Genomic DNA, 12,595 nt, shown 5'->3' on the forward strand with positions numbered 1-12,595 from the left:
TTCGTCGAATTCAAGGTTTATAGTGATTGGCGGGCTGAGTCATTTGGGAGGATCCTGGTCCCGCCAAATGGTTCTTCCGTCACGAGTTACATACGACATCCGCCGGTCAACTTGGACTTCAATTAGGCCGTCTCCCTTCAAAGTCAGGCTGCCGCTGCCTTCCACCTTTGGATATCCGGGCGCGGCTGCACCGCTACAATCGATTAAGAAGGTGTTCTGCCCATCCGTGACCGATGCCAGACCATCTTGATAGGCCGACACGCGGGTATACGCAAAGTCTGTAAGCAGCCTGCCCTCCCAATCCGCAATCGCATAGTTCAAGCCGATGGACGGCTGCTCCGGATTCACGGCGTGTGCGAGTGCCAGCCTTTCCTCACCGAGATCACGAATCTCGTCATATACAGGTGGAACGACGAATTGACCTGATTCATCGATGACGCCGTATCTCTTCGTGCCGCCCTCCCCCATGTTCACGATCGCCCGCTGACGGCGGAAGGGGGATGCCGAGGTAAAAGCAGGCTGTATACGGACTTGGCCGCGCAGATCGATATAGCCGTATTTTCCGCAGGCCTGCTGCTGACAAACGAGCAATCCGCCGCCTGGAGGACCGGCATACTCAAACTCATATTCGTATAGATTGCGGCCGTCCAGCCCGATTAGTGCGTACGCACCCTCCTTCATTTTGACCCAGGCTCTTCCACTGCCAAAATCGCCGGCTTCCTCATATCTTGCCGGGATGATCTCGTATCCCTGGGAATCCAGATAGCCGTAACGGCCGATATGTACCGTTTCACCCTGATTGCCCTCTACAAGAAATACGGATCTGCCTTCCCGCATATCGGCGATATACGAGTACCCGCATTTCGTTACCACCTTACCTTGTTCATCGATCAGCTTGCAGTCACCGCCGCCCGTGACGACGGCCCGGTGTTCCGAAAACGGTGAAATCGAATCATACACCGGGGGAACGACCCACATCCCGGCTTGATCGATCAATCCGTATTTTCCTCGTTCCCGGACAATGGCAAGGCCGTTCTTCTGAAATTCCGCCGCCTCTTCGTATCTGGCCGGAAGTACCATCGAACCGCTCGAGTTGATATACCCCCACCGAATCCCTTCGGCGGTTCGGTCCGAAAACCGCAGCAACTCCGCCACGCGGGGCAGCTGCAGGATCTTCCTCTCCAGCGTCAAAAGGGTTTCCCGGGAAGGATACGGCTGGGCAAATCCTAATGCTCTTCGAACCGAATGCAGTGCTGCCTGCGGGATCCCAGCCCGATACTGCGCCTCGGCCAGATAGTACCAGTAGAACGGATAATCCGGATAGGATTCGGTCATCCGTTCATAGTAGCGGGCTACTTCAGGGTAATAGGCGGGGTATACATCTTCTGCCGGGTGAAAACTCCCGTCCCGCCAGCGCAGCACCTCCGTTCGGTAGGCTTCGCCCGTATCGTGGATCCAGAGCGCGAGCTCGGATCTGCCGTCTGGACCTCCAGGGCCCGGCCAATCCGCCACGTCAATATAGCTGTAGCTCATTTCTGCAGGCGCCACATCACTCAAACCATACTCCGTCCACTCATACACGGACAGCTTCGACCAAATGGAACCGATCTGCCAGCCTACGAGCAGGTTGTTCCGCCCAGGCTTGGTTACCGGTGCAGCGGTCAAGAGCGTGACTCCATAGCCTGGGCCTTGGATCCTGGCCATCGTTCTCCATGCCCCTTCGCTAAACTGGAGCACAAGTAAGTACAACGCATCATTCAACCGATAGACGGCGGAAATCTCCGGGACCCGATCCCCAGTTAAATCCTCGGCAATCACGGCAGGTTGTCCGGCTGGAGTATTCATCGTAACCAGCTCAGCCCCTTCCGGCAGATGCGTGCTGACCAGCTGTACCGGACTTTGCGGTTCAATTTCGTTCATCCGTATCCTCCCTCTCTCTTTGCTTTTGCCTAATGGTATGCCGAGAGCGGGAAGATATGCCAGGACTGAGACAGAAAGCCGGCGAACTTGTTCTTTATCATATCCCTGGCATGGATGATATACAAAGAAAGCCTAGCCCATACCGGGTTAGGCTTTTTATTTTGGCTCTGTTCTCTTCGAAGAATCAATTTATTGATGCAGCAGTGCGCGCGAATAATGCTGCGTCAAGGACGCCGTCCTAACCGGTCCTAGGCAGTTCTTGCGACCTGCCATGCCAGAATCCGATCCATCCGGAAGGTTCTTGGGGCACCTGTCTTCAGGCATACCGCCCTGACAGTGTTCCCGCGCATCTCTTTCACTTCGATTTTACGCTGTGTAATGTTACCGGCCTGGTCTAAATAAACGATCTCCACGGTTTGCCCAACATATTTTTCTGACATGACAGCCCCTCCTAACAGAACGTATGTTTTTATTATATGCGAACACTCGTTCTTTATACCATGTAAATTTTACCCAATGATATCGAATTTCGCTGTCCAGGCCGGAAGGGTTTTATGAACCTAAAAAAAAATTTCATCATCGGGTAACATTTCGATAATATGTCAGCTTCGCGGAAGGGATTTGAGGGGAATTTAGCGAAAAATGTAGTATCATTCTTTTTCAAAAAACATGTGCTGGATCGAAAAAAGTGTTGACGCATCTGTCGTTGCGGCATGCTGCGAGCGCAAAGAGGATGCAAAATTTCTAAGGAGCTGTTCAACCATGGATAAAATTATTCGTAAAATTGAAGAGCTTCGGTTGGAATTGAATAAACTGTCCGTATGCAGATGTCTCACCGATCCGGAGCTGATCAAGGCCAGTCAGAAATTAGACCGGGCATTAAACGACTACGACAAATTTTTAAAAGAAAACATGTAACCCAAAGAGGACCTGCTGATCCTGTCAGCAGGTCCTCTTCCTGTTCTGCATCCTGTGCAAGATGTTTATGTACCTGACCGGAAGCCATCGTACATCCGGGCTGCCGTCTCTCTTGCCTGTATCGCCGACAGATGCAGCCTCTCTTCCGTACCGCCATAACCAATCTCCTCTTTACCGGTTTGCAGATCCCTGAATACCGAGTCAGCAAACTCGTCAAGAGGCGCGCCGAACGTGTGAAGTCCCGCCCCGCCAAGATCGGTGTTGACCGCAGGCGGCAGCACTTCGATCACCTTGGCGTTCGATTGAGCCAGCTGAATCCGGAGACTAACGGTAAAGGAATGGAGCGCGGCCTTGGTAGAGCTGTAAATCGGAACCCAGGCTCCCGGCGTAATGGACAACCCCGAGGTGACATTGATGATGACCGGATCCGGTTGTTTTAACAAGTGAGGCATAAACAACAGCGTTAAATGAATCGGCGCATCTACATTAATTGAAATTTCCTGACGGTAATACTCCCACTCTTTCTCCGCTTCGAGCAAATGAACCCGCTGTTGAATGCCTGCATTATTGATGAGAACGTTCAAACCCGGAAACTCGGACGTCACCTTTCGGAACAATTCGAGCCGGTGGGACTCCACAGAAAGGTCACATGCCACCGTATGGATATCCGGGTAACGTTCCTTCAGCTCCTGAAGCTTGTCTGCGCGGCGCCCGCAAATGATCACGGTGTTACCCGCCTGAACGAACCGCTCCGCCAAGGCCAGCCCGATTCCGGATCCGCCGCCGGTAATGAGTATCGTATTTCCGCTAATCTTCATTTCTCCATCACTCCCGCTGGATAAATTAGTTCACGATGATAAGTTGTCCAATCTCCGCTCGATTCCATGTATCAATAAATCTGGCGAAAGCTTCAGGCTGATAAGCATCACGTCATCGATAAATGCTTCAATTTATTGTAAGATAACGATAGGTAAAAAGAAAACCGGACTGATTTTACATGAAGGAGATATCAACATTGAGTGAACCAAACCCATATCATTTTGAAGACTTAGGAGACTTCGGACGAGCTGCCCTGAAGGCAGACTGTGAGAAATGCTTCGGCCTGTGCTGCGTTTCCCTCCCTTTTGCCGCCTCATCCGACTTTGCCATGGACAAGCAGGCAGGAGAGCCCTGCCGCCATCTGCAATCCGATTTCCGCTGCGGTATTCATAACAGCCTGCGCCAAAAGGGATTTCGCGGATGTACCGTTTATGACTGTTTCGGGGCCGGACAAAAAGTTTCCCAGTTTACTTATTGCGGCATTGACTGGCGCCAGGCGCCGGAGACGGCGAAGCAAATGTTCGAAGTGTTTCCCGTCATGCGTCAGCTGCACGAGCTTCTGGCCTATTTAAGCGAAGCGCTAAGCCATGCAGATGCCCACCTGATCCACGAGGAGCTTCGAACGCAGCTGCGTGAAACGCATCGTCTCACCGAACTTCCGCCAGAGGAAATATTGAAGCTGGATATTCCCGCTCACCGGGCCGAAGTAAACCTCCTGCTCCTTAAGACCAGTGAACTCGTTCGGGAGGAGGCACGCCGACGTTACAAGGGACCGTCTTCTCGTAAGAACCTGAAGGGACGCGGGGCGGATCTGGTCGGCGCCAAGCTGAAAGGCGCCGATCTCAAATTCCAGAGCTTTAGAGGCGCATATTTGATCGCGGCGGACCTTCGGGACGCAGACCTCCGGATCACGGATCTCATCGGCGCCGACTTCCGGGACGCAGACATCCGCGGCGCGGACTTGAGCGGAAGCCTTTTTCTGACTCAGTTCCAGATCAATGCCGCCAAAGGGAACGCAGCTACCAAAATTCCGGCAGCTTTGGAGCGACCTTTTCACTGGACCTAGAGCCTGCCAAGAGTGCACAAAATAAAACAACCGCTGGAACCTCGTTGTCCCAGCGGTTAATTATTATTGGATATTAGGCGCGTTCTCCACGCAAATCGGGGAGGGACGGCTCAAAGGAACTGATAAATACGTCCTTCTGCTTCTTCTTGTTGTTCTTCTTCATGACACCAAACAGCGTAATGACAGCATACATCGGCACCACGTAGTAGAAAATCAGAATCAGATAGAACAAGCCTCCAGAGCTCAAATGCATTCCGGACGCAATCGCAAGACCCGTGAGCAGCAATGTATTCATGACGTTGGCAATCAACACCTCGTGCTTCTTCCCGAAGAACAACACACCGATCAATGCAGCGGTAAACACACTCAGCAGTAAAAAGGTCATGATGAATTCCTCCTTAAAAACATTGGATGCTATATCATACGCTATGGATCAGCGATGATTCACAATTTCGACAAATTGCTTTCACAATTTAGACACAATTAGATTACCTCAACGATAACATATTTAAACACAATTGAAAAGGCTTTCACAAAAATATTTGGAAAAAGAAGCAAAAAAGACGCCGGAACCCTTGTTCCAGCGCCTTTTTTAGATTTATATATTTCATAACGAAATCCTTATTTCCTTAACGTGTCGGATCTGAATCGGACAGCTGATCGTGGATGGCCGACTGCTCCTCATGCCACCACAGCGCTTCCTCCGGCTCTTGAAGCACCTCATGAACTTCGTGCGGCTTCTCCACCGCCGGCGCAGAACCGCGCAGTGACCGGCCCGAGGTCTCGGTGAACCACATGGTCACGATGACGAAGCCGATAAGCGACACCGCGATCAAATAATACGCCGGAACCAGAGGCTCCCCGGTCAGATTGATCAGCCAAGCCATGACAAGCGGAGTGGTCCCGCCGAACAGGGATGCTGAAATATTATAAGTAATCGCCAGGGCCCCATATCGGACCTTGGTAAAAAACAAAGCCGGAAGCACGGACGGCATGGTGCCTTCAAAGCAGGTCAGCAGCACGGCGAGGCACAGCAGACCGAGAAAGACCATCCCTCCCTTACCGCTGCCGATCCACCAAAACGCCGGCAGCGAGAGCACGATCAGCCCCAGCAGACCGCCTTGGATGATGCGTTTGTTCCCGATCCGGTCACTGAAGTACCCCATGAACAGCACAATCGGGATCATGATAAACATGACAATAAGAATGAGCAGCAGCCCTTCCGTTTCCCCGTAACCGAGCACCGCGGTAAGATGCGATGGCATGTATGACAATACCATATAGTCAACGACATTGAAGGAACACACCATGACGATGCAAAGCAGGACGACTCTCCACTGAACCTTTAGCAGTTCCCGGAAAGGCACCTTCTGCCTCCCTTCATCTTGGGCTGCTTTCTCCATCGCCTCAAAGGCTGGAGTTTCTTCGAGATGATTCCGCAGGTACAGGCCGACCAAGCCGATCGGAGCCGCGATAAAAAAAGGAATTCTCCAGCCCCAAGCCAGCATCCGGTCGGGCCCGAGCAGGTAGCTTAGCAGCGTCACCAACCCGGATCCGGCAATGTATCCAACCAAGGTGCCCACTTCCAGACCGCTCGCCATAAATCCGCGACGCTTGTCGGGCGTGGATTCGGCAATGAAGGTCATGGCGCCCGAATACTCTCCCCCGGTGGAGAAGCCCTGGACCAGGCGGGCCAGCAGCAGCAGCACCGAAGCGGTAATGCCGATCGATGCGTAGCTCGGGATGAGGCCGATGCACAGCGTAGACACCGCCATCATGACCAACGTGATGGTGAGCACTTTTTTCCGGCCAAGCCTGTCCCCCAGCCTCCCAAAAAACAAACCGCCGAACGGCCTGACGAGAAAGGCGATGGAAAACGTGGCAAAGGTATAAATCAGTTGGATGGAACCCGTCATCTCCGGGAAAAACACCTTGCCCATAATGACGGCCAAATAAGAGTAGATTCCGAAGTCGAACCATTCCATGGCATTTCCCAATGCGGTGGCGACGACGGCCTTCTTGGCGTTGCCGGTGTCCACGACCGTGATATCGTCCTTATGAAGCCGGGGTCCGGATTTTTTTCGGAAAGGCAGCGCCCATTTACTTTTCTCGTGATTGTTGCTGTCCATAATCGAAGACTCCTCTGCAAGCGAAAATACCTTGACCAAACTAGTATTCGCCCGAAGCCTTACACCAATTCATCGATGAGCCGGCCAGCCCCCTTCGTGAACGTAGTCAGTCTTCTTGGCCTCAATACAGGCTACTCACGAGACCGGCTGATAATGAACCGTCATTCCTTCCATTCAATATGGAACAGCTCACGCAGCACCTGCCCAATCTGTTCCGGCTCGACATCCTCTTTAGATTTCATCTCTCCGTTTACCCGGGTTAAAGAGTTTCCGCTCAGCGTAACGCGTCCCTGCTCCGTCTGAATCATTGCCACCCGTATTTTATTGAATTTCGATTCGTGCCCGTACTGCGTCATATCGAACACCGCTTTGAAATCTTCCAGCACTCGCGGCTCCCTGTCCAACTGGTACAGCATCTCCCACTCCTCTGGGGTTTCCTTCTCCAAAACAAATCGGTCCTGCTCTTCTGTATATGGACGTATGCGCCATTTTCCATCCCAGTCCTCAGTCCATTCGCCATTCAACGGAACCGGCACTCGGGGGCTTCGGCCGCCAAAACCAACATCCACGAGGTAATCTCCACCCGGAAGGTGAACGACATTTACGGCATGGGTTCCGTCGATAAACCAACCTTCCTCCTGCTTGACGGTACAGGCAGCCATCGATACGCTGAATCCAAGCGCTTTGAGAAGGCTGTGAAACAACCCGTTCAATTCGTAGCATACGCCTCCGCGCCGGCCTTCAATGATCTTGTTGAAGAGAATGTCCGGATTCATCGATAATGGGACCCCATCCATGATATCTAGGTTTTCAAAAGGAATATGCATGACGTGCCGATATTGCAGTTCACGCAGGAGCTTCAGATCGGGAATGATGTCGATGTGATAGGTCATACCCAGTTTGCTCATGTATTTTTGCAGGTTAAACATTCTTCTCTCCTCATTTCGGAATGTGAAATCTTGATTAGAAACGGGCTGATTTATGTGCGCTTACAAAAAATTCATTACTAATAAGGTACAGGGAGCGATCTCCCGGGACAATGCGAATTTATCACAGCTGTACCGGTACAACTTGCCTATCTGTCAACGCAATGAAGCCCAGCGAATCGCTGGACTGATGGGAGATGAACTTTCATGCGCTATTTTTTCAAATTGAATGTGATGAGCTGTATTTACGCTTTCCTCTTTTTCCTCCATGCGGAAAGTCTGGGCAACGTGTACAGGCTGGAGAGAATCACGAATTGGACTGGCATCTATAGTGCATTGAGCTGGGCGAATCTGGCCCTGCTCGCTATCTCACTATTCCTTTGCTATTGGCTGAGCAAGCGCCTCGTTTCCGGCCGCAAATCCGCTTATGCCGCTGCCGTTCTGTGGTTCCCTTATTTCATCCTGTGGATTTGGGGCTTCAGCATGCTGTTTCCGCTGACGAATCCGGGAGATGATCCCGCTCCGGTCACCGGCTTGATATTAATGTTCGAAATGATTGTGTTTCCGTTCTATATTGCCTTTAACTCGTTCTTGTCAGCGCAATTGCCGGCTATCAGGAAAGGCATAAAATCGTAGGTTTCGGGACAGCCCGTTCCACGGTCAACCGGAGGTGTTCCCGCCTGTTTTGGATACGGATGCGCGATAACGGTCCAGCGCCTGCTGCTCAATACCGATGGCACGCTGGATATCCATCAGCCGGATTTTTTTCACGTATTCATCAAAAGCGGATACCGGCTCCATGCCCATAATGATCTTCAGCGACATTTCGGTTACGGCCTTGTTGACTTCCTGCATGATCACCGCCAGCTCGGTGCTCTCCTTCTCCGTGGTCGGAAGCGCAGGCAGCGTATGAAGCGCCGCATCCGTGTCGGACCACACCCGGACCGCCTCCTTCTGCTCCGGAAGGGAATAATACTGTTCCATGTAACGGATATCCTGGACGAAAGGTCCGAAATAACTTGCCCTGGTGTACATCGCCAGCGCCTGTGACGGCGCCAGCTTATCCGGGTTGTGCAAAATGACGTCCGTATACACAGGATACCCGCTCTTCATCTGGTAGCTGACCCCTTCGATGCCGAAATTAAAGAGCAGATGTCCTTCCGGTCCGTACCCGTAGTCCAGCATCTTGACCGCTTCTTCGACATGCTTGCTCTTCGCGGAAATCGCCACCCCGCTGGATCCGACAGCCGGAGCCAGCTGCCCGAATTCGGGCCGGTCCCCGCGTTGAAGCACCGGATAGGGCGCCGGGACGAGCTCCACCGACGAATCCTGCGCTTTCATAACAGGCAGCCACGTGCCGATGCCGGCGCCCGCATTCCAAATGCCAGCACCGCTCCGGCTCAGGATCATGCTCGTGTCCTGCGTTTCAGAGTCCACGGCAGCAAAGTTCGGGTCGATCAGCCCTTCCGCGTACCACTGCCGGAACAGTGACAGAAATTGTTTATACCCCGGCTCAACCGGGCCGAACTTGACTTTTCCCTCCTCTTGGTAAAAGCCTTTCTTAATTCCGAATGCGCCGATAAACCCTCCGCCCTCGATGCCAAACAGTGGATTCGGTACGCCAAGGAAAGTAAGCGGCGCTTCGGCGCCTTTCTTTTCCTTGAACGCCTTGAGCACCGTATGCCAATCGTCGATCGTCACAGGCACGTCCAGGCCCAGCTCATCCAGCCAATCCTTGCGGATAATCGGTCCCTGGTAAGTCCGCAGCTTGTCGTCTCCCTGGATAAACGGGAATGCGTAGTAGCTGCCTCCGGCTGTACGGATTTGCATATCGATATCGGGATGCGCCTTCAGGTACCGCTTCAAGTTCGGGGCGTACTGATCGATGGCTTCGTTCAGGCGTATAATATAGCCGTCGTTGATCGCCTTCTCCGGTCCCCCCGGATAATTGATCCATTCATACTCCATCATATCCGGCAGATCGCCTGATGCCAGCAGCACGCTGATCGCTTCCTTCGCCTGGTTGGCCGGAGGCTGGATGAACGTCAGCTGGACGCCGGTTCTCCGCTGCCATTCCTGAAAGAACGGCACCTGGTTAAAGGTGGACTTGATCCCCGCCGCGTTGCCGTTCAGTTCAGCCCAATAGGTCAGCTTGGCATCCGAGGCGGACGAACCTTGGCCTCCTCCCGCCATCAGCGTTGTTTCGGCAGTCGGCAGTGAACTTGCCGTCTGCGTCATCCGCTCACGGTCGCAAGCCGGCAGTACCGCCATCAGCAGGACCATGAAAGCCAGCCATCCCCACACCGCCGCTCTCCCTTTACCTTTCCACTTCATAGGTACCTCCCGAAAATAAAACATCAAATAATTTCTTTGTACTTGCCTGGCGTAATGCCTTCGTATTTTTTGAACACCCGGATGAAGGTCGCGGGGTCGTTGTACCCGATCTGCCTGGATATCTCGCTGACCGACTCGGGCTTGGTCCGCATCAGCCGTTTCGCCTGCTCTATCCGGTATTTATGAATGCTGTCCAGTATGCCCTCGCCCGTCTGGGTCTTATACAGCTTCGACAGATAGCTCCCCTTCAACTGAAAATGCTCGCCGATCGCGTTGACGTTTAAGTTCATGTCCATGTAATTCGCTTGGATATACTGGTGGACTTCCTCAATCAGGTTCCGCAGGGAATCCTCCCGCTCCCTGGATACGTGGGACGAACGTTTAGCTGATGCGTAGGCACACACTTCCTGAAGGAGGGACTGCAGCTTCTCCTGCATTTCCCGAAGCGTGCCGCATGCCATAATATCGTCGATCCAGCGCGGGTTGTCGGCAAGCGTGATGCCGCCGCTCCCTTCGCCCAGCTCGTTGATTGCCTTGATCATCGTCCCGACGAGATTGAACATCAGGCATCTTGCCAGTGTGAGCGGCATGACAGGCTTGTCCAGATTTTTCTCAATGATCTCGTTCATACACGATGCGGCTTCATCCAGGTCCCCCGCCTTGATCACATTAATCAGCTGCTGCTCGATTTGAAACGGATAATAATAGCCGTAACCGATGTCTGCTGTGCTGTCGGCACGGATGTCCTCGTATGCGATGATCCCTTTTTTGCCGAGGACCATTTTGTATTCCATCGCGTCGACCGCCTCCCGGTATGCCTCGGAGATGCCGATCCAGGAAGCATGGCGTCCGCTCAGTGAGATGGTCAGTTCCATATCATACCGCTCCAGAAAGCGCTGCGCCTCGGCCGCGATCTCATGAAGATCGTGCTCCCAACCGGAAGTATCCGCTTTCAAATTGACAAGGCAGGCCATCATGTCATCCGTTTCGACCACATACCCGGCATGTCCCTGCTTTTGCGCCAGCTCTTCCACGACATTGGATATGATCAGATGGATCAGCTTACTCCGTTCATTCATGTCGATGCCCGGCAAAAATTCATACAGCTTGTCTTCGTTCTCGATCACGAACAGAATGACGGCAAATTCCGTGGATACCTGCTTCATCTGAAATGAGCGAAATGCCTCCTCATAGGGTACCAGCGTATCCGGTTTGCCTTTCAGCAGCCGGTTGAGCATGTTAGACCTCAGTACCTGCTGGTGCTTCTGCAGCTGCATGGAAATCTCGTCATTTTCAGTGCGGGTGCGGGTGACGACTTTCTGGATGAACCGGAACTCGTTCGCATCGGCATAACCACGGTCGGTGTTCTCATCCTTGAGGGACTCGACCAGCTGCTGTACAGGCGAATAGTTGCGGCGCATAAAAAACCAGGTCAGAACGCCGGCACCCGCCAGGCTTACGAGTATGCTGACATACGTAAAATTACGGACATATTCCGCCTTTTCCCAATAGATTCCGCTCGGGATGATCAGGGCGTACTTCAGGTCCGAGACAGAGGAGTTGATTGAGAACAGTTCTGACGTTCCAGCCTCCGCGGAATCCGTTTGAATCCGCTTACCATTCAGAAATGGCGACAGCTCCTCCGAGTTCGGATGGTTGGACATCAGAATCTCGTTATTATGGTTCAAAATGAGCAGCGTCGCACCGCTGAAGCCCGATATCCCCTCCACCGCTTCCTGGAACCGGCGGATATCGGACATGACCACTACGCTGCCTGTGCTCCGCCCATTCATGTCTTTCGGCAGCTGCGTAATATAGGCGATTGACGTGTGTTCATCAGCCGCATTGGCATGAGGAAGCACGATGAAGGAATTGCTTACCCCATTCAATACTTCGCTCTTCCATTCGTCGAATGTGAGCGCACCGGTTTGGTGAATTGTATAGAAGGCGGATTTCAAGTCGCGGATATTGCCGGACCTGTACACCGAGCCGTCCCGTCTGGAAACAACGTAAAACTCGTCAATGGAAGCATACGACGTTTTAAACAGCCTGAATTCATTCACCAGCTGGTATGCCGTGTACGGCACTTCCTGAGCCGGCATGCTGGAATACATCAGATGCTGCAAATTCGGGCTCCATGTCATTTCCATATTCAACCGCTTCATCAGGTCGATCTGATTATCGATCGTGTACCTCATCTGCTTCAGGAGCGAATCGTTGGCCCGGTGGATTTCGCTCTTCAGCGCATGGCTGGCCTGGGCGTAGATCACCAGGCTGATGACGATCGGAACAAACAGCACCGCGCTGTATGATACGAGCCAGGTGACAATGATGCTCTCCCGTTTCCGCCATAGGTTTTGAATGTTCAGCAAAAGACCATCACCCATACTTCAATAGTTTGTCTCGATTGATTAGACACCCATTATATCGAATATCGCCTGGGATGCGTATAGATAAAAAGTGCAATCCGGTTGATAAAAAGC

11 protein-coding genes are annotated in these 12,595 nt (G+C 52.6%); 3 read left to right on the forward strand and 8 right to left on the reverse strand.

Translation table 11 applies throughout. The annotated features are described in order from the left end of the window. Nucleotides 1-39: 39 nt before the first annotated feature. On the reverse strand, nt 40-1,920 hold the full coding sequence (locus K2F33_RS25625) for a WG repeat-containing protein (protein WP_263879493.1): 1,881 nt from the start codon (nt 1,918-1,920) through the stop codon (nt 40-42). 248 nt (nt 1,921-2,168) lie between these two features. After that, on the reverse strand, nt 2,169-2,360 hold the full coding sequence (locus K2F33_RS25630) for a hypothetical protein (RefSeq protein WP_089547029.1): 192 nt from the start codon (nt 2,358-2,360) through the stop codon (nt 2,169-2,171). Nucleotides 2,361-2,682: 322 nt separating this feature from the next. Here K2F33_RS25630 and K2F33_RS25635 point away from each other — a divergent pair, with 322 nt between their 5' ends. After that, nucleotides 2,683-2,838: an aspartyl-phosphate phosphatase Spo0E family protein gene (locus K2F33_RS25635; protein ID WP_076166611.1), complete on the forward strand. Its 156-nt coding sequence runs from the start codon at nt 2,683-2,685 to the stop codon at nt 2,836-2,838. 65 nt (nt 2,839-2,903) lie between these two features. Here K2F33_RS25635 and K2F33_RS25640 read toward each other — a convergent pair whose 3' ends face one another. Next, nucleotides 2,904-3,656, reverse strand: coding sequence for an SDR family oxidoreductase (locus K2F33_RS25640; RefSeq protein WP_263879496.1), 753 nt, complete (start codon nt 3,654-3,656; stop codon nt 2,904-2,906). A gap of 197 nt (nt 3,657-3,853) precedes the next feature. Here K2F33_RS25640 and K2F33_RS25645 point away from each other — a divergent pair, with 197 nt between their 5' ends. After that, a complete protein-coding gene (locus K2F33_RS25645) occupies nt 3,854-4,723 on the forward strand; it encodes a pentapeptide repeat-containing protein (protein WP_263879498.1) in 870 nt (289 codons plus the stop codon). 73 nt (nt 4,724-4,796) lie between these two features. Here the strand turns inward: K2F33_RS25645 and K2F33_RS25650 are convergent, their stop codons facing one another. The 3 genes from K2F33_RS25650 to K2F33_RS25660 all read right to left on the reverse strand — a co-directional run bounded on the left by K2F33_RS25650 (nt 4,797) and on the right by K2F33_RS25660 (nt 7,781). Further along, nucleotides 4,797-5,108 carry a hypothetical protein gene (locus tag K2F33_RS25650; RefSeq protein ID WP_076166622.1) on the reverse strand — a complete coding sequence of 104 codons (312 nt, stop codon included), beginning with the start codon at nt 5,106-5,108 and terminating at the stop codon, nt 4,797-4,799. A 244-nt stretch (nt 5,109-5,352) separates the two neighbouring features. After that, on the reverse strand, nt 5,353-6,852 hold the full coding sequence (gene proP, locus K2F33_RS25655; RefSeq protein WP_076166626.1) for a glycine betaine/L-proline transporter ProP: 1,500 nt from the start codon (nt 6,850-6,852) through the stop codon (nt 5,353-5,355). Between the two features lie 161 nt (nt 6,853-7,013). Next, the gene (locus tag K2F33_RS25660; RefSeq protein ID WP_263879501.1) at nt 7,014-7,781 is read right to left on the reverse strand and encodes an arylamine N-acetyltransferase family protein; all 768 of its coding nucleotides are present in this window, start codon (nt 7,779-7,781) and stop codon (nt 7,014-7,016) included. Between the two features lie 204 nt (nt 7,782-7,985). On the opposite strand from K2F33_RS25660, the gene K2F33_RS25665 reads away from it, so the two are divergent. Next, nucleotides 7,986-8,414, forward strand: coding sequence for a hypothetical protein (locus tag K2F33_RS25665; RefSeq protein WP_263879503.1), 429 nt, complete (start codon nt 7,986-7,988; stop codon nt 8,412-8,414). A gap of 24 nt (nt 8,415-8,438) precedes the next feature. Here K2F33_RS25665 and K2F33_RS25670 read toward each other — a convergent pair whose 3' ends face one another. After that, on the reverse strand, nt 8,439-10,112 hold the full coding sequence (locus tag K2F33_RS25670) for an extracellular solute-binding protein (protein ID WP_318671275.1): 1,674 nt from the start codon (nt 10,110-10,112) through the stop codon (nt 8,439-8,441). Between the two features lie 23 nt (nt 10,113-10,135). Further along, complete coding sequence (locus tag K2F33_RS25675) at nt 10,136-12,484, reverse strand: helix-turn-helix domain-containing protein (protein ID WP_263879504.1); 2,349 nt, start codon at nt 12,482-12,484, stop codon at nt 10,136-10,138. Nucleotides 12,485-12,595 lie beyond the last annotated feature (111 nt).

Origin of the sequence: Paenibacillus sp. PSB04 (genome assembly GCF_025809195.1) — a bacterium.
Classification (GTDB): Bacteria; Bacillota; Bacilli; order Paenibacillales; family Paenibacillaceae; genus Paenibacillus_AQ; species Paenibacillus_AQ favisporus.